Annotated in this window: 16 protein-coding genes; 10 read left to right on the forward strand and 6 right to left on the reverse strand. The window is 65.0% G+C overall.

Going from position 1 to position 17,503, the window contains the following annotated elements; translation table 11 throughout:
• The 5 genes from ABZ677_RS00005 to ABZ677_RS00025 all read left to right on the forward strand — a co-directional run.
• A partial coding sequence (locus ABZ677_RS00005) for a DDE-type integrase/transposase/recombinase (protein ID WP_358366157.1) occupies positions 1–250 on the forward strand: 250 nt, incomplete at its 5' end.
• An 82-nt stretch (positions 251–332) separates the two neighbouring features.
• Positions 333–1,415, forward strand: coding sequence for a tyrosine-type recombinase/integrase (locus ABZ677_RS00010; protein WP_358366158.1), 1,083 nt, complete (start codon positions 333–335; stop codon positions 1,413–1,415).
• Positions 1,381–3,294 (forward strand): tyrosine-type recombinase/integrase, encoded by a 1,914-nt coding sequence (locus ABZ677_RS00015; protein WP_358366159.1) that lies wholly within the window; start codon positions 1,381–1,383, stop codon positions 3,292–3,294. Before ABZ677_RS00010 ends, ABZ677_RS00015 begins: the two co-directional genes overlap by 35 nt.
• On the forward strand, positions 3,291–3,587 hold the full coding sequence (locus ABZ677_RS00020) for a hypothetical protein (RefSeq protein ID WP_358366160.1): 297 nt from the start codon (positions 3,291–3,293) through the stop codon (positions 3,585–3,587). The genes ABZ677_RS00015 and ABZ677_RS00020 overlap by 4 nt, the downstream gene beginning before the upstream one ends.
• 67 nt (positions 3,588–3,654) lie before the next feature.
• Positions 3,655–3,834, forward strand: coding sequence for an integrase core domain-containing protein (locus ABZ677_RS00025; protein ID WP_358366490.1), 180 nt, complete (start codon positions 3,655–3,657; stop codon positions 3,832–3,834).
• Positions 3,835–3,911: 77 nt separating this feature from the next.
• Here the strand turns inward: ABZ677_RS00025 and ABZ677_RS00030 are convergent, their stop codons facing one another.
• The gene (locus tag ABZ677_RS00030) at positions 3,912–4,769 is read right to left on the reverse strand and encodes an acyl-ACP desaturase (RefSeq protein WP_068052840.1); all 858 of its coding nucleotides are present in this window, start codon (positions 4,767–4,769) and stop codon (positions 3,912–3,914) included.
• Positions 4,770–4,943: 174 nt separating this feature from the next.
• Between ABZ677_RS00030 and ABZ677_RS00035 the strand changes: the two genes are divergently transcribed.
• Both ABZ677_RS00035 and ABZ677_RS00040 read left to right on the forward strand, forming a co-directional pair.
• Entirely contained in the window at positions 4,944–6,491 is a 1,548-nt protein-coding gene (locus tag ABZ677_RS00035) for a serine hydrolase (protein WP_358366492.1), read from the forward strand.
• A complete protein-coding gene (locus ABZ677_RS00040; RefSeq protein WP_358366161.1) occupies positions 6,488–6,895 on the forward strand; it encodes a limonene-1,2-epoxide hydrolase family protein in 408 nt (135 codons plus the stop codon). Before ABZ677_RS00035 ends, ABZ677_RS00040 begins: the two co-directional genes overlap by 4 nt.
• 90 nt (positions 6,896–6,985) lie before the next feature.
• Here ABZ677_RS00040 and ABZ677_RS00045 read toward each other — a convergent pair whose 3' ends face one another.
• From ABZ677_RS00045 to ABZ677_RS00055, 3 genes are all read right to left on the reverse strand, one after another.
• Entirely contained in the window at positions 6,986–8,311 is a 1,326-nt protein-coding gene (locus ABZ677_RS00045) for a PhoH family protein (RefSeq protein WP_170945933.1), read from the reverse strand.
• Between the two features lie 484 nt (positions 8,312–8,795).
• A complete protein-coding gene (glyA, locus tag ABZ677_RS00050; protein ID WP_094633915.1) occupies positions 8,796–10,079 on the reverse strand; it encodes a serine hydroxymethyltransferase in 1,284 nt (427 codons plus the stop codon).
• 45 nt (positions 10,080–10,124) lie between these two features.
• Positions 10,125–11,321 (reverse strand): DUF885 domain-containing protein, encoded by a 1,197-nt coding sequence (locus ABZ677_RS00055; protein WP_358366162.1) that lies wholly within the window; start codon positions 11,319–11,321, stop codon positions 10,125–10,127.
• A 159-nt stretch (positions 11,322–11,480) separates the two neighbouring features.
• Here ABZ677_RS00055 and coaA point away from each other — a divergent pair, with 159 nt between their 5' ends.
• Entirely contained in the window at positions 11,481–12,410 is a 930-nt protein-coding gene (gene coaA, locus ABZ677_RS00060; RefSeq protein WP_256986416.1) for a type I pantothenate kinase, read from the forward strand.
• Positions 12,411–12,424: 14 nt separating this feature from the next.
• On the forward strand, positions 12,425–15,055 hold the full coding sequence (locus ABZ677_RS00065) for a LuxR C-terminal-related transcriptional regulator (RefSeq protein WP_358366163.1): 2,631 nt from the start codon (positions 12,425–12,427) through the stop codon (positions 15,053–15,055).
• On the opposite strand, the gene ABZ677_RS00070 is transcribed toward ABZ677_RS00065, so the two are convergent.
• Both ABZ677_RS00070 and ABZ677_RS00075 read right to left on the reverse strand, forming a co-directional pair.
• The gene (locus ABZ677_RS00070; RefSeq protein WP_358366164.1) at positions 15,024–15,794 is read right to left on the reverse strand and encodes an AfsR/SARP family transcriptional regulator; all 771 of its coding nucleotides are present in this window, start codon (positions 15,792–15,794) and stop codon (positions 15,024–15,026) included. The two genes, ABZ677_RS00065 and ABZ677_RS00070, sit on opposite strands and share 32 nt — an antisense overlap.
• Positions 15,795–15,918: 124 nt before the next feature.
• Positions 15,919–16,701 carry an isoprenyl transferase gene (locus tag ABZ677_RS00075; protein ID WP_037191390.1) on the reverse strand — a complete coding sequence of 261 codons (783 nt, stop codon included), beginning with the start codon at positions 16,699–16,701 and terminating at the stop codon, positions 15,919–15,921.
• Between the two features lie 131 nt (positions 16,702–16,832).
• On the opposite strand from ABZ677_RS00075, the gene ABZ677_RS00080 reads away from it, so the two are divergent.
• Positions 16,833–17,498: a hemolysin III family protein gene (locus ABZ677_RS00080; protein WP_358366165.1), complete on the forward strand. Its 666-nt coding sequence runs from the start codon at positions 16,833–16,835 to the stop codon at positions 17,496–17,498.
• Positions 17,499–17,503 lie beyond the last annotated feature (5 nt).

The raw sequence follows: 17,503 nt of genomic DNA on the forward strand, positions 1-17,503 counted from the left end.
GTATCTGTCGCCGGTGATGGACTTGTTCGATCGCCAGATCATCTCGTATTCGATCGGTCGGTCTCCGACGACGGAGTTCACCAACCGTTCCCTGCAGGCAGCATTGGACACCCTCGGTGAACAGGAGTGTCCAATTGTGCACTCCGATCAGGGATTTCACTATCAGCACTTCTCGTGGCGTCGGTTGCTGGCCGATGCGGGAGCGATCCAGTCGATGTCCCGCAAAGCGAACTGCCTGTTGACCGGCTAATACACCGAACCGTAACCTTCGAATCGACACGCCGGGGCAGGTAACGCTTGATTGGTGATGTCGTTGGGGCTACACCTGTCTCATGACCAACCAGCACATGCTGCGTCTGGAACCGGGCACCGACGCCGCCTGGAAGCTGTCCGGCACCGATGCCGGCAGATTTTCGTTGGCCAACGAGTACCTCGCCTACCTTGCGGACCGTAATTATTCACCGCGCACCGTCCGTGCCTACGGCTACGACCTGCTGGCGTTCTGCCGCTGGCTCGTCTCGCAGGACCTCGAACTCGCCGCCGTCACGGTCGAGACGGTATTGGACTTCATGCGGTTCTGCCGCCTCACCCCGATCGAGGGTCGGCCCGCGAACGTGTTGTCGATGACCGGTCGACGGCTCGATCGATACTCCGCCACGACCATCAATCATCGGCTCGCGGCCCTGAGCGGTATGTTCGCGTTCCGTTCGATGCGTGAGCCGGAGCTGCACAGCCCCATTCCCAGTGGCCGCGAGGCTCGGCGGGTGAGCGCCGAGGAACGCAATGCCCTGCTCGGGCATCTGATCAGGCCGAAGAAGCGGTCAGAGCTGCGCCTGCGTCAACAGCGGATGCTGCCCAGAGCGCTCGATCGCCGCGAGACCGCTGATCTGCTGTCGAGCCTGAGGACCTGGCGTGATCGAGCCATCGCGGGACTGATGTTGTTGTCCGGCTTGAGATCCGGAGAAGTGTTGACTCTCGATGTGACCGACATCGATATCGGTACCAGGTGGGTGCGGGTGCTCGGCAAAGGCGGGAAGGAGCGGCGCGTCCCTCTCGATATTGAGGTTGCGGGACTGATCCAGACTTACCTGTTGCTCGAACGCCCCGAATCAGATTGTGCACGTTTGTTTCTCGTCGCGAAGGGCCCGAATAGAGGCCAGTCGCTGACGCCCGCGGGACTGCGCACTGTCTTCCGCTACCACCGGATCAAGTCTGGAGTTCTCGCCGGGCACCCTCACGCACTTCGTCATACCTTCGGCACCGCCATGGCCGAAGCCGGTGTGGATCTGGCAGTGATGCAAGCACTGCTCGGACATGCGCACGTCGACACCACCGCCCGATACATCCATCTCGCTCCGGCGCACGTCAAGGCGGAATTCGATGCAGCTCGCACCCGACTACGCACCCGAACCTGAAGCTCCCGAGGCGATCTACGCTGCCTATCTGGAGCACCTGCACCGTCGCAAACGCGGCAACACCGCCTACACCCAGGCTGCCCGGTCGTTTCTGCGTCGGTGGCCGAACGTCACCGCGTGGACTGCCGTGCCGCTCGGGGAGAAGTTGTCGGCGAACGGATCCACGAGGCCGTTCATCACGTTCCTCATGGTCAGCAGGCGACTGCGCCCGGGGTACGACTACCTCGTGCACCGCAAACTGTCCAGCCTCTGGCACGAACTCACCGACAGCGCCCTGCAACCCGATCTCTCACAGTTCATCGCTGCCGCAACAGAACTCGGGTTCTCGAAACGTGTCTCGTCCGCGATCGGATCGCAGATCATCGCCCGAGTGCTCATCGAGACCGGTCGGCCGCTGGCAAAACTGACCGAACAAGACCTGCAGGATCTGCTGCGTGCCTGCGACGAACGAGAACGCACCACCGGGCGAGGCGCCAAGCACTACTACAACACCATGCATGGTGCCCGCCAGATCCTCTTCCACCTCGGTGTCGTCGACTCCCCGGCCCCGCCACCGCTGATCGCGTCGACCCTCGAGCAACGCATGGTCGACGTCCCGGCAGCTCTGCGGCCGGCGTTCGTGGCCTACCTCGAGCGCAAACGCGCCACCTGCGCCGCGAGAACGGTCAGCAGCCTCGCGACCCGGCTCGCGCATTTCGGCCGCTACCTCGCCACCGTCGACCCCGACATCACCTCGCTGCACTCGTTGGACCGTCGCCGACACATCGAACCGTTCCTCACCTCGCTGACCACCACCGTCAACTCGGTGACCGGGGCACCGATCACTGTCGCCGACCGCATCAGACGAGTGCACGCTGTCGGCAACTTCTTCGCCGAGATCACCGAATGGGGCTGGGAAGACGTTCCGTCGCGTCGTCTGATCTTCCGCGACGACCTCCCCCGGCAACAACGGCTCCTGCCGCGGTACATTCCCGTCGACGCGGACCGCAAACTCGGTGCCGCACTCTCGGATTCACCCTACCGACTCGCGGCCGACGCACTCCTGATCCAACGCGCCTGCGGACTCCGGATCGGTGAACTACTCGACCTCGAACTCAACTGCGTTCACGAGATCCCCGGGCAAGGATCCTGGCTGAAGGTTCCACTGGGAAAGCTCGACTCCGAACGCATGGTGCCCCTCGACGACGAAGTGACCACCCTCGTCGATCGCATCACCGTCACCCGCTCACCCGGCCGGCCAATGACCCACCCCCGCACCGGTGCACCAGCAGACTTCCTGTTCACCCACCACGGCAAACGACTGTCCCAGAACGCAGTACGAGCAGAACTGAACCGCGCAGCCGACATCGCCGGTCTTGGGCACATCACCCCGCACCAGCTGCGGCACACCTACGCCACCGCACTGATCAACGCCGGCGTCTCCCTCCAGGCGCTCATGGCGCTGCTCGGGCACGTCTCGACCCAGATGAGTTTGCGCTACGCGCACCTCTTCGACAGCACCGTCCGCACCGAATACGAACGCGCACTCGACCTCGCGAAGAGTCACATCGGGCCGATGCCCACCAACACAGCGCAACTTCCACTGACCGACATCAGCAGCGGCGAATGGAAAGAAACCCCGCTGATCAAATCACGGTTGGCCGGCGGCTACTGCCTCCGCGCTCCCGCGCAAGGGTCGTGTCCCTATGCCAACATCTGCGAGCACTGCCCCAGCTTCCACACCGACACAAAGCATCTCGGCGTGCTCGCCGCTCAACGACTCGACGCTGCCGACCTCGCCGCCGACGCAGAAAAACGGGGCTGGATCGCCGAGGCAGAACGGCACCATGCACTCGTCGCACGACTTGACACACTCATCTCCCGATCGGACACCGCATGACACGAGACCACCTGCGGCGCGTCGAACAAGTCTGCAGCGATCTCACCACCACCGGAACACCGGTCACTTTCACCGCCGTGGCCGAAGCGGCGCAGATCGCACGAGCCACGCTCTATCGCAACCGCGAACTCCGCGCGGTCATCGACGATCACCGAACGCGACAGACCGACGCCCGCACCCTCACGGGCCTGGCCACCGAAGTCGCACAACTTCGCAGCATCGTCGAAACACTCGCGACCACTGTCACCGCACACGAAGAACGACTCCGACGACTCAGCCCTCGAAACCGATGAACCATTCACCTCGCCATCGGCGGAGCAGCACCAATTATTAGCCGGTCAATGCTACGACAATGCGATCATCGAAAACTTCTTCGGTCACCTCAAAGAAGAGATGTTCCATCACGTCCGATACCTGAACCTCGACGCCTTGCACACCGCGATCGAGGACTACATCGGCTGGTTCAACAATGACCGCATCTCGCTACGTCTCGACGGCCTGAGCCCGGTGCGATACCGAGCCCAGGCCCTCGCGGCCTAGGATTTCAATTAACGGTCCAACCTACGGGGTCCAGTGCAGTGCAATGGACCATTCACGCTTTCGAAAGGGGCCGAACCTCAGGCCAGGTGAGCGAGTTCCTCGCGTGCCTTCAGCCCGTCCTCGCCCAGATCGGTGCGGTCGAAGATCTTCCAGCCTGCGAGCAGCGGCTTGAACACCTTGTCGCGTTCCTGATCGGCGTCGTAGATTCCGGCTTCGGCGAGCGCGGCGGTGCTGCTGCCCCGGTCGGGAAGGTCGACCTCGGGAATCTTGAACCCGTTGATCCGGTCCGCGATGGCGCGGGCGGCCTGGTCGGGCACCACGGCGAAGGCCTCGTCGAGGATGCTGGCGAAGAATGCCGACTGCAGCGCGTCGTCGTCGGCGATCCGGCCGAGGATGGTGGCGAGTACCGGGTCCTTGCCGAGGGCGATGGTGTTGCGGTTACGCAGTGAGGCTGCGGCTTCCTCGATGGCGAAATGCGCGAGGATGTCGAGCAGATGCTGGCTGGGGGCGTCGTATCCGAGCGTCATGTGCTCCATCCGGACGCGCTCTAGGGCGACCGGATCGACTGCGCGGGTGAGCACCAGGAAATTGCGCAGCACGATCGACTGCCGGTTCTCCTCCGACGTCCACCGGCCGGTCCACTTCCACCAGGCTCCGAGGCCGGTGAGCGCGTGGGCCAGTTCGCGGTGGTACGCGGGCAGGTTGTCGGCCACCAACACGCCGACCGTGGCGGACAGGATTTCGACATCGCTGAGGTGCGACTGCTCCGGCGTCCAGTCCTCGCCGCCGAGGAACGCGAAGTTCTTGCCCTCGTCGAACGGCGCGAGATCGTGGGGATGCCAGTCGCTGGCAGCCTCGATGTGGCGTCGTAGATTCTCTTCGACCGCGGGCTCCAAACGGACCAGCAGATCACCGTCGGACAGGTTCGTAGACATGCGGTAACCGTAGCGCCTACACCTGAGCGCCCGACGTCGTGCCCCTGACCATTGTGAATTCTCCTAACACCAGGTCGTTGCAGGTCTATTCTCAGGTGCATCCAGTCATCGAAGTGAGGACTCCTCATGATGCGGTCGGGTCGAAATTTGCTGTGTCTTGCTGTTGTGTGCTCGATGGTCGTGCTGGTCGGGTGCTCGAACGACGCACCGACCGCAGACAGTCCACCGACATCCGAGCCCGCCCCGCCCAGCGGCCTCTCCCCCGGTCAGGTCGCGGGCGTCGATGTTCCGACCGGCCGAATCGACGAGGCGGTCGGCAAGCTCGACGGCATCGCCGAGGAGCTGATGGCGTCGTCGAACATCCCCGGTATGGCCATTGCCGTCGTGCACGGCTCGGACGTCGTCTACTCGAAGGGCTTCGGCGTCCGCGAAGTGGGCAAGGACGATCCGGTCGACGGCGACTCGGTGTTCCAGTTGGCCTCGCTGTCCAAATCGGTCGGTGCGACGGTCATCGCGTCCCAGGTGGGAGCGGGCGTGGTCGACTGGTCGACGCCGGTGGTCTCGCAGTTGCCGTGGTTCGCGCTCGACGATCCGTGGGTGACCGAGAACGTCACGGTCGGCGACTTCTACGCGCATCGAAGCGGGCTGCCCGAGCACGAAGGCGATCTGCTCGAGGACCTCGGCTACGACCGGCGCCAAATTCTCGAACGCCTTCGGGAGGTGCCCCTCGACCCGTTCCGCTCCACGTACCACTACACCAACTTCGGGATCACGGCCGCGGCCGAAGCCGTCGCTGCGGCGTCGGGCAAGGACTGGGACACCCTCAGCCAGGACACGATCTACGGCCCGCTCGGCATGACCTCGACCAGCTCGTCGTTCGCGGACTACATGTCGCGGGCCGATCGGGCCGTACCCCATGTACTGGTCGACGGCGAGTATCAGGCGAAGTATCAGCGGGAACCCGATCCACAGACCCCGGCCGGTGGCGTCAGCTCCTCGGTGAACGATCTCGCGAAGTGGCTGACGATGCTCGTCGCCGACGGCACCCACGACGGACGAGAGCTCGTCGATCCCGACGCCCTTCTGCCCGCCGTCAGCGCGCAGATCGTGTCGAGCCCGTCGGCGACACCGGACTCACGCGCCGGCTACTACGGCTTCGGATTCAACGTCTCCACCAGTGCGGCCGGCCGCACGACGGTGAGTCATTCGGGAGCGTTCGCTCTGGGAGCGGGCACCAACTTCGTCTGGATTCCTTCGCTCGACGTCGCCATCGTCGTACTGACCAATGCCGCACCCCTCGGCATCGCCGAAACGGTCACTGCCGAGTTCGCCGACCTCGTTCAGTTCGGTGAGGTGCGGGAGGACTGGCGAACGCTGTACAAGAATGCCTTCGCCGGCATGAGCGAACCGGAAGGCGAGCTCGCAGGCAAGACCGCTCCCACGAATCCCACTGCGCCACAACCTCTCGCGTCGTACGTTGGGGTGTACCAGAACAGCTACTGGGGGCCGGCGACGGTGGCGGAGGTCAACGGCGAGTTGGTGTTGTCCCTCGGACCGAACTCGACGTCGTACGAGTTGACGCCCTGGGACGGTGACACGTTCACGTTCGAGCCGACGGGCGAGAACGCACCGGACGGAACCATTTCCCAGGCGACGTTCAACGCGAATACGCTGACGCTCGAGTTCTTCGACGGCGATGGATTGGGGCGGTTCACCAAATGACCGAGACACAGCAGGCAACCGAGACCGTGATGGATCTGTTCGACGCATTGCGAAGTCGAGACACCGATCGCGCGATGTCGCTCCTCGACGACGACATCGTCTGGCACAACGTCGGATTACCGAAGGTGCGCGGCACCTCGAACGTGGGCAGGTTCATGGCGATGCTCGCCAAGCCTGCGTTCGGCTTCGACGTGATCGTGCACAACATCGCGGCCGACGGAAACATCGTTCTCACCGAGCGCACAGATGTGCTGATCTGGCGTCGGCTTCGGATCGAGTTCTGGGTGTGCGGAACCTTCGAGCTGCGCGACGGCAGAATAGCCGTGTGGCGGGACTATTTCGACACTGTCGACTTCCTGAAAGGTGTTGCACGAGGAGCATTCCGGGCCGCAGTCGGCCGGTGACCCTTGTGAGCGGAACCTCGTGGTGGACTACGAGGCAGGCAAGAGTGGAGCCTACGGAACGACCCGCAGGCTCCACGCTCACGAGGGGGGTCAGGCTCCCGACGGCCCGAATTCTTCGAGCATCTCCGTCACCAGTGCAGCGATCGGTGAACGCTCGCTGCGAGTGAGGGTGATGTGCGCAAAAAGTGGGTGCCCCTTGAGCTTTTCGATCACTGCGGCAACGCCGTCGTGTCGTCCGACTCGCAGGTTGTCTCGCTGAGCGACGTCGTGGGTGAGTACGACCCGTGAGCCCGAACCCAGTCGGGACAGTACCGTCAGCAGGACGTTGCGCTCGAGTGACTGTGCTTCGTCGACGATCACGAAGGAATCGTGCAGCGATCGGCCGCGAATGTGCGTCAGCGGCAACACTTCCAGCATTCCGCGGGCGATGACCTCCTCCATCACCTCCGGGCTCGCGAGCCCTTCGAGGGTGTCGAAGACCGCCTGTCCCCAGGGGCCCATCTTCTCGCTCTCGCTACCGGGGAGATAGCCGAGCTCCTGACCGCCGACGGCGTAGAGCGGCCGGAAGACAACGACTTTCCGATGCGAGCGTCGTTCGAGGACGGCCTCGAGTCCGGCAGTCAGCGCCAGAGCGGACTTACCGGTGCCGGCCTTTCCACCGAGCGAGACGATGCCGATGCTCTCGTCGAGCAGAAGATCCAGCGCCACTCGCTGTTCTGCCGAGCGACCGTGCAGGCCGAACGCCTCTCGCTCACCGCGCACGAGTTGGATCTGCTTGTCGGGCGTGACGCGCCCCAGCGCACTCTGCCGTCCGGCAAGCAGTCGAACTCCTGTGTGGCACGGCAGGTCTCGCGCCTCCGCCAGGTCGATGACGCCGTCGTTGAACAGTGTGTCGACCGCATCGGACGGCACATCGAGCTCGGTCATACCGGTCCAACCGGACGGCACGACGTCGTGAGCGTGGTACTCGTCGGCGGGAAGACCGACGGCACCGGCCTTGACGCGCAGCGGGATGTCTTTACTGACCAACACCACATCCTTGCCCTCGGCCGCCAGATTCAGGGCGCAGGCGAGGATTCGAGAATCGTTGGAGTCGGTGCGAAACCCGACGGGAAGCACCGAAGGATCGGTGTGATTGAGCTCGACTTGCAGTGTGCCACCGGATGTTCCGATGGGAACCGGCTGGTCGAGTCGGCCGAACTCGACTCGCAGGTCGTCGAGCATGCGCAAGGATTCCCGCGCGAACCATCCCAATTCGTGATGGTGGCGTTTGCCCTCCAACTCGCTGATCACGATCAACGGAAGTACCACATTGTGCTCGGCGAACCGGATGACTGCCCACGGATCCGAGAGCAGGACCGAGGTATCGAGCACGAATGTCCGAAGAGGGGCGGAAACGGAGCGTGAAGTGGTCACGTGGGGCTCCTACGTCTGCGCGGCACCGCGCAAACTCTGTCGCTCGGCCGGTCGGGTCCGATGTGTCAGGTGACACGAGGACCGGGTACCGGCCCTCTCGCGCTCACTAGCTCAGTCACGTATCAGAACCTCCCGCACAGGTAGCTTCCCCGCTGCCTGTTACTGCCGACGGTACCGCCGAAATCCGGTATCGGCTCGCTGGAAGTCTGGCGTGTCGGTGAACAACGCGTTACGTCGACATCGACCCTGGTCACCGGGCGACCGGTATCGAAAATGCCCTCCCCCGGGTGAATCAGTGCGACTTCGTTGCACTCAGATCGACTGAAAGCCACATCGATCCGACGCGGATGGGTCAATGGACCACTGCACACGTCTGGGCGGTGCAATGGTCCATTGACGCGGACCGGGGTGATGCGTGAATGGACCACTGCACACGTCTGAGCGGTGCAATGGTCCATTGACGCGGGCGGGGTGGGCGCGTCGATCAGCCGAGCAATCCCCAGTCTTCGAGGCCCTCGTACAGTGGCTTGCTCTGTGCCAGTTTCACCACGCGGTCCTTGAGGGAATCGCTGGCCTCGCCGGTGGCCAGGGCGGTTCCGATGATGTCGGCGACCTCGGTGAACTCGGCTTCGCCGAATCCTCGGGTGGCCAGTGCGCCGGTGCCGATGCGCAGGCCGGAGGTGACCATCGGCGGGCGCGGGTCGAAGGGCACTGCGTTGCGGTTGACGGTGATGCCGACCTCGTGCAGGAGGTCCTCGGCCTGCTGGCCGTCGAGCTCGGAGTTGCGCAGGTCGACGAGCGCGAGGTGCACGTCGGTGCCGCCGGTGAGGACGGAGATGCCCTTGTCTGCGACGTCGGCACCGGTGAGACGCTCGGCGAGCAGCGATGCACCGAGCAGGGTGCGCTCCTGGCGTTCCTTGAACTCGGGCGTCGCAGCGATCTTGAAGGCGACTGCCTTGGCGGCGATGGCGTGCATCAGCGGCCCGCCCTGCTGACCGGGGAACACTGCGGAGTTGAGCTTCTTGGCCCATTCCTTCTTGGCCAGGATGATGCCGGAACGCGGTCCACCGAGGGTCTTGTGCACGGTGGAGGAGACGACGTCTGCGTACGGCACGGGCGAGGGGTGCACACCTGCGGCGACGAGTCCGGCGAAGTGCGCCATGTCGACCCAGAGCAGTGCGCCCACTTCGTCGGCGATGGAGCGGAACGCAGCGAAGTCCTGGTGGCGCGGGTAGGCGGACCAGCCGGCGATGAGCACCTGCGGCTTGGCGGCGATGGCCTGCTTGCGCACCTCGTCCATGTCGATCCGGTGGTCTTCCTTCGACACCCCGTAGGACTCGACCTCGTAGAGCTTGCCCGAGAAGTTGAGCTTCATGCCGTGGGTGAGGTGGCCACCGTGCGCCAGGTCGAGGCCCATGATCTTGTCGCCCGGGTTGATCAGTGCCATCAGCACGGCCGCGTTGGCCTGCGCGCCTGCGTGCGGCTGCACGTTCGCGAACTCGGCACCGAAGAGTTCCTTGGCGCGGTTGCGCGCGAGATCCTCGACGATGTCGACGTGTTCGCAGCCGCCGTAGTAGCGGCGGCCGGGGTACCCCTCGGCGTACTTGTTGGTCAAGACGCTGCCCTGGGCCTGCAGCACCGCGCGCGGGACGAAGTTCTCGGAGGCGATCATCTCCAGCGTGTCGCGCTGACGACCCAGCTCACCGGCCATCGCCTCGGCGACCTCGGGATCGAGTTCGGCCAGTGACAGGTTGTTGACGTCAGTCATAACAGGAGTCTCCAAGGGACAGCAGAGTAAGGGGGCTCGCCCAGTTTACGAGACGCGTAGTGCACCGGGTGTCAGTGGCTCGTCGAGCAGCCTGCCGAACAGTTGCGCGCGCTCACCGGCCGTCTCACCTCGGTCCAACCAGCCGGCGAGCAGCTTGTAACCCTCGACGTAGGTGCTGATGTACGCCCGCCACAGCGGGGAGGACAGAAAGCGCAAGCTGTGCCGGGCGCGCTGCGGCGATGCCAACGACCATCGCTCCAGGTAGGCAGCCACGTCGTCCTCGCTCTTGTGCTGATCGTGCAGCAGCAGCGCGGCGTCCTGCCGCACCCCGAGCAACTGGCTCGACGCAGCCGAGAGACGCTCGGCCTTCTCGCCGTCGAATCGCAGTCCCAGGTCGGCGTAGATCTCCTGCGCCCACAGACCCCAGCCTTCGCCGACAACGGCCCCGAGCGCGTGATCGGCCAGGCCCTCGGCCATCAGACACTGCGGGGTGTTGACCAGGAACAGCGTTTGCTCCAGTTGGCCTGCGCCGACCAACCCGGTCTCCTTGCGGCAGTGCTCGGTGTGGTGGCCCGGGTAGGACTCGTGCGCGATCAGGTGTGGCAGATTGGCCATCTGCTGCTCGATGTCGGAGTTGATCGCGACGGTGGACCGGTAGTCGCCGAGGTAGTAGTTGAATCCCGACCAGGGCTTGTCTCCGACGACCTCGTAGGTGACCTTCTCGGTGTCGGGCAGCGTGTATTCGGCGCGAACGCGGTCGCGCAACGCGGACGAGAACGCCTCGACGCAGTCCTGCAGTCGGTCGGCCGGAACGACGTCGGCACGGCGATGCGCGATCAACCGTTCGCCGAGCGACCCGGGACCGGAGAGAACCTCGTCCATCTTGCGGTGTGCCTGCAGGTACTGGTCCTGATCGCCCGCGGCGATTCGGACGTCGAAGTAGGCGTACACCTCGTCGACGAAACCGATGTTCTCGCCGGCGAACTTGCGCGCCGAGCATTCGAGCGCGCGCAGGTGGACGTCGAGGAACGTCGTGCGCTCGGGTGTCAGATCAACGTTGCCGAGCTCGGCACGCAGAGTCTGTGCTCGACGGATCAGCTCCCGCGGCTCGGGCGCGGGGGCGTTCTCGGTGATGCGACGCAACTCGGGATCGCCGGTGTATGCATCGACGAATCCGTCTTCGAGCCGGTCGAAACTCAGGCCCAGCAGCAGGTATTCACGAACGAGGGAAGCAGCATCCATATCCGAACCCTAGTACGGCGAACGACCCCGCCCGTGCGCGATCGACCGGCACCGAGCACAATCTGGAACCATGCGACTCGCGCTCGACAGGAGCTCAGCCGAACCCTCCGCAGCTCTGACGTGGCACGAGTGGAGCCTGCGGAACGACTCTGGTCGGAGCTGTGCGTGAGCGAGTCCAGTCCGTACGTCGAGTTCGACCGTGTGCAGTGGCGCACGCTACGTCAATCCACGCCGTTGGTGCTGACCGAGGAAGAGCTCGTCGGTCTGCGTGGTCTGGGTGAACAGATCGATCTCGACGAGGTGGCCGAGGTCTATCTGCCACTGGCACGACTGATTCACCTCCAGGTCGCGGCTCGGCAACGACTGTTCGCCGCGACCGCGACGTTCCTCGGGGAGAAGCACCCCGACCGTCAGGTCCCGTTCGTCATCGGGGTCGCGGGGAGCGTCGCCGTCGGAAAGTCGACGACGGCCCGTGTGCTGCAGGCACTCCTGGCCCGATGGGACCATCATCCGCGGGTCGATCTGGTCACCACCGACGGATTCCTGTACCCGACGGCCGAGCTCATGCGTCGAGGCATACTGCACCGCAAGGGATTTCCCGAAAGTTACGACCGGCGCAAGCTGCTCAGGTTCGTCACCGAGGTCAAGTCCGGGACCGAAGAGGTCGGCGCACCGGTCTATTCGCACGTCTCGTACGACATCGTCAAGGGCCAGTACCACATGGTCCGGCAGCCCGACATCCTGATCGTGGAGGGGCTCAACGTATTACAGACCGGACCGCGGTTGATGGTCTCGGATCTGTTCGACTTCTCGATCTACGTCGACGCGCGGATCGAGGACATCGAGAGTTGGTACGTCAAACGCTTTCTCGCATTGCGTAAGACGTCGTTCACCGATCCGTCCTCGCACTTCCACCACTATGCAGGCCTGTCCGACGACCACGCGCAGATCGCGGCCGAGGATCTGTGGCATTCGATCAACCTGCCGAATCTGGTGGAGAACATCCTGCCGACGCGACCGCGAGCGACGATGGTGCTGCGTAAGGACAACGATCACGCGATCAACCGGCTGCGGCTTCGTAAGTTGTAGACCATAATCCATCGATGGCGGTGGAAAAGCGGTCGATCGGCGAGGTTCCGCTGATCGGTCGAGACGGCGAGCTGCAGCGAATTCTGCATGCCGCCGGCAGGTACGGCGGCATGGCCGTCAAGGCCGCGCCCGGTGTCGGCCGAACTCGCCTGTTGACCGAGGCGGTGCGGTCGCTGGTGAAACTGGGATGGCACCCCCACCGAGTGGTGACGGTGATGCCGACCGGTACCGGATTCGTCCCCGTCGAATCCGATCGAGCTCTGGCCGCCACGCTGGCGGACGCGCACGGCGGTCGACGCACCGTCGTGGTCATCGACGACGCCCAATGGCTGGCCGATTCGACCATCGAGCTTCTCGCACGTCGCGTCGGATCGAAGGATCTGTTCGTGCTGGCCAGTGTCAGCGCGGGTCGACGCCGCACCCCCGTGCTCGACGCCCTGTGGAAGGACGGCGTGATCGACCGCATCGATCTCGAGCCGCTCACGCTGCAGCAGTGCCGATCGCTGATCGAGTCGATGCTCGGTCGCAACGGCGAAATAGTCGACAGCGCTGCAGTGTTCGCAGTCACCGCATTGTCCTCCGGCAACCTCGTGGCGCTGAGAGATCTGGTGGCAACGGCGGTCGAGCGCCGCGCGTTGACGGTCACGTCCCACGTGTGGCACCTGTCCGCTCCCCTGCCCGTGTCGGCCGGTCTGGCCGATGTGGTGCGTGATCATCTGGCCGAGGTGATCGCGCTCGCCGACTACGCCGGTGCTGCCGAAATCGACGACGCTCTCGACATGGTCGCCGTGGCCGGTTCGCTGGCGTTCGGAGCCGCAGCCGCCGTGATGGATCCGCGTCTGATCGAGGAACTCGAATCGGCGGGCGTGCTGACGATCCGCGCCGAACAGAACATCGACCGGGTGATGTTCTCGACGCCCATCACCGCACAGGTGCGCACCGAGGACATGGCCACTTTGCGCAGGCGTCGTCTGAGCCTGACGGTCGCCGACGCCCTCGACGCCTCGACCGACGGGCTCGGCCCCCGCGAACGCGTCACCGCTGCACTGCTTCGTATCGATGCGGGCGTCTCGCTCGATGCCCCGACTGCGGTGGAGGCGGCTCGGTTGTCGTGGCGCTTCGTACCCCCGGAGACGACGCGCAAGCTGGCCTCCGCCGCTGCAGCGGCCGGCGGCGGGTTCGATGCCCAGCTCGTCCTCGCGTCCGCGGAGAGCCAGCTCGGCATGACCGAATCCGCACAGCAGCGGCTCGACGAGCTTCTTCGGGGGGCCGACAACGACATTCGACGCGCGACGGCCGTGCGCGCGTGTACCGACAACATGGTGCTGCGGCTGGCGGATCCGGCGCGGGCGCTGGCGCTGAACTCCAGTACCGAACATGCCGTCGTCGATCCCGCCATCCGCACGCAGCTGCGTGCGCAGCGAGGCCTGATGATGCATGCGATCGGAGACACGGCGGGTTCGCCGGCCTTGCTCGAACCTCTGATGGACGACCTCGTCGGCGCGACGCTGATCTCGGCCAGCTTCGCCGTCGCCGCCGGGGCCACCGTCGCAGGCCGATTGTCGACCGCGTTCTCCGCGCTCGCCCGGGTGCAGCCCGAGCCCGACAATCCGGCGGCGACGGTGCTGGATCTGACGCGGTGCTTCACGATTGCGTGCGCAGGCAACTTCGAGGAGGCCACGTCCCTCGCTCGCTATCGGTACGACGAAGCCGTCGAACAGTTCTCACCGCTGCAGCAGGCGTGGTTCGGGTGGGCGCGCGGAGGTCTACTGCTCTCCCAGGGCCATGCGGCCGAGGCGATCCGCTGGTGCTCGGAGGCCTACACGCTCGCGGGCACACTCGGCCAGCGATCGATGGAACCGATGGTGGCGTGCGATCTGGTCCGCGCCCTCGCGCTCGACGGACGACCGGAGGAGGCGTCGGCCCTCATCGAGGCCGCGGACCTCGACAACCCTGCCTCGCCGGCGTTGTTCGGTGCTCGCGGCACGCGTCTGGCGGCGCTCGGCTGGGCCGCCGCAGCCCGCGGTGACGTCGACGATGCCTGCGAGCTGCTCATCGCCTCGGCCGAGGCCCATGCCGCTATCGACCACCACCTGCCCGCCCTGTTCTCCTACGTCGATGCCGCTCGGTGCGGAGCGGCCGCTGCCGCGCTGGCTCCCGTCCACCAGCTGGCAGGTCTGATCGAAGGAGACCTGGCCCGCACCGAAGTACGCATGGTCGAGGTGCTCGCCGCATCGTCCGCGCCGAACACCGCTGTCACCGAACAGGTGGTGGCCGTGGCCGCGAGCGCCGAAAAGCACGGCCTCGATCTACACGCGGCCGAGATGTACTTCTATGCCCGAGACCTGTTGCTGCGCAGTAGCCCTCGCGCCGCAGCAACAGCGGGACGGCAGGGCCGGGTACTGGCCGCGCGCTGCGGACATCCCAGCACGCCGCTGCTGAACGGAACACGAGACCCGGTTCTGACGGCACGCGAAAGCCAGATCGCATCCCTCGCCGCATCCGGCCTGTCCAACCGCGATATCGCCGCCGCCGTCGTGCTTTCGATCCGCACCGTCGAGACCCACCTCAATCGCATCTTCGGAAAGCTGGGCATCAGCACCCGCGCCGAACTCACATCGCTACGAGGCTCACTGCTCGACTGACCGAACCGCCGGTGTACAGCGAGGTCTCGATGTCGAGCAGGTACTGCGACGGAGCCACCCCGAGTTCGGTCCGCAGAATCGCCTCGGCCCGCCGAAAGGCGACCAAGGCCTCGGCCGTCCGATGCGACCGGTCGAGGGCGATCATCAGCTGACCCCACAGGTGTTCGCGCAACGGGGCGGCCCGCAGCGCGCGCTCGATCTCGGCGATCACCGTCTCGTGTCGACCGAGCTGCAGACGGGCCTCGAACACCGACTCCAACACCGCGGCGTGCACCTCGTCGAGATGTACCCGCTCGTCCACGGCGAAGGCCAGATCACCGAATTCTACGAGCGCGGGGCCCCGCCACAGTGCAAGGGCACGACCGAACTGACCATCGGCCTCGGCGAACCGGCCGCGACCGAATGCCTCCCGGCCGCGCGTGGCCAGCATCTCGAACTGGCGCAGATCGAGTCGGTCACTGCCCAGATCCAACCGATAGCCCCAGGACGTCGTGACGAGCCGAGCGCCGTTCTCCGCACCCAGGACCCGACGCAGATTCGCCATGTAGGCACGCAGTGACGTCAGAGCCTTGGCCGGCGGACGGCCGTTCCAGACGAGATCGATCAATCGGTCGAACTCGACGACGTTTCCCGCGTCCACGAGCAGCACCGCCAAGACGGTCCGCTGCTTGAGCCCACCGAGCGCCTTCACGCCGGCCGCGTCACGCACCACCATGGGTCCGAGCACGTTGTAGTCCACGATCGGAAATTCTCCGAGCCCCGGGACAACCGCGCCATCGTCTACGTAGCGGTACAAGCACAAGTACGTAGTGGCTTCGGGTCGTGAGTGGAACTTCGTGGCAGGTCGAGAAGTTCCGGGTACGTCAGATACCGAAGCGCCGGTGCCTGGCCGCGAAGTCGCGGAGTGCGCGCAGGAAGTCGACGCGTCGGAATTCGGGCCAGTAGGCCTCGGTGAACCAGATCTCCGAGTACGCGCTCTGCCACAGCAGGAAGCCGGAGAGTCGCTGTTCGCCCGAGGTGCGGATCACGAGATCCGGATCGGGTTGGCCGGAGGTGTAGAGGTGACTACCGATCTCGTCGACGTTGATCGAGGCCACGAGTTCGTCGCCACTGACGCCCTCGGCGATCTTCTCGGTCACCAGGGACTGGACGGCGTCGGCGATTTCCTGCCGCCCGCCGTATCCGACGGCGACGTTGACGTGCGTTCCCGACCGTCCCTCGGTGAGCGCAGCCGCTTCTTTGAGTCGACGCGCGGTCGACGCGGGCAGCAGATCGAGGGTGCCGACGAGTTTGACGCCCCAGTTCATCTCGGGTCCGCAGATCTCCTCGACGACGTCGGTGATGATGTCGAGCAACGAATCCAGTTCGTCCGCGTCTCGGCGTAGGTTCTCGGTGGAGAGCAAATAGATGGTGGCCATCTCGATTCCGGCGGCATCGCACCAGCCGAGCATCTCGGCGATCTTCAGTGCGCCCATACGGTGCCCGTGCGCGACGTCGGTGAACCCGTTCTCGCGCGCCCAGCGGCGATTGCCGTCGCACATCACTGCCACGTGCCGCGGGTGCTGAACCCCTTCGAGTTGGCTCAGCAGACGCCGCTCGTACACGTTGTAGAGAACGCCGCGGACCTTCTGCGGAATGATCACCACTGCTTCGTCACCGCTGCTCTCATCACCACGAAGGATCACCTTACGCCGACGTCTGCGAGCCGGTCGCCGGTACAGTAGCGTCAGAACCTACGGTGGCGTAGGTTCACGCGGCGGCACGGGAGGCAATCGTCATGACGATGTTCGGGCTCGACGAGATACCCGTCAAACCTCGAATGCGCGGCTGGATTCACCTGTACGCGTTCGGCGTGGCGGTGGTGTGCGCGATCACTCTCGTCACACTCGCGTTCAGCATGGTCTCGGTCAGTGCGGGTGTGGCCGTGAGCGTGTATTCGATCACCGTCTGCGGAGTGTTCGGGGTCAGTGCCACCTACCATCGCGTGCACTGGAAGACCAGCGCGTCGCAGATCTGGATGAAGCGCGCCGATCATTCGATGATCTTCCTGTTCATCGCAGGTAGCTACACCCCGTTCGCCGTGCTGGGTCTACCCGCCTCGACCGGACGCACGTTGCTCGTCGTCGTGTGGATCGGGGCCCTCGCCGGGGTGGCCCTGAAGATGTTGTGGCCCACCGCTCCCCGATGGGTCGGGGTACCGCTGTACCTGCTCCTCGGCTGGGCGATCGTCCCGGTCGCACCCACGCTGATCGACCACGTCGGCTACGCACCGTTTCTGTTGCTGCTCGTGGGCGGTGTGTTCTACAGCGTCGGGGCCGTGCTGTATGCCACCAAGTGGCCCAATCCGTGGCCGACGACCTTCGGCCACCACGAGTTCTTCCACGCAGCAACGGTATTGGCGGCAACCTGCCACCTCGTTGCCGTGTGGCTCGTCCTGTTCTGATCGCC

Origin of the sequence: Rhodococcus sp. NPDC006774, assembly GCF_040636045.1 — a bacterium.
GTDB lineage: Bacteria > Actinomycetota > Actinomycetes > Mycobacteriales > Mycobacteriaceae > Rhodococcoides.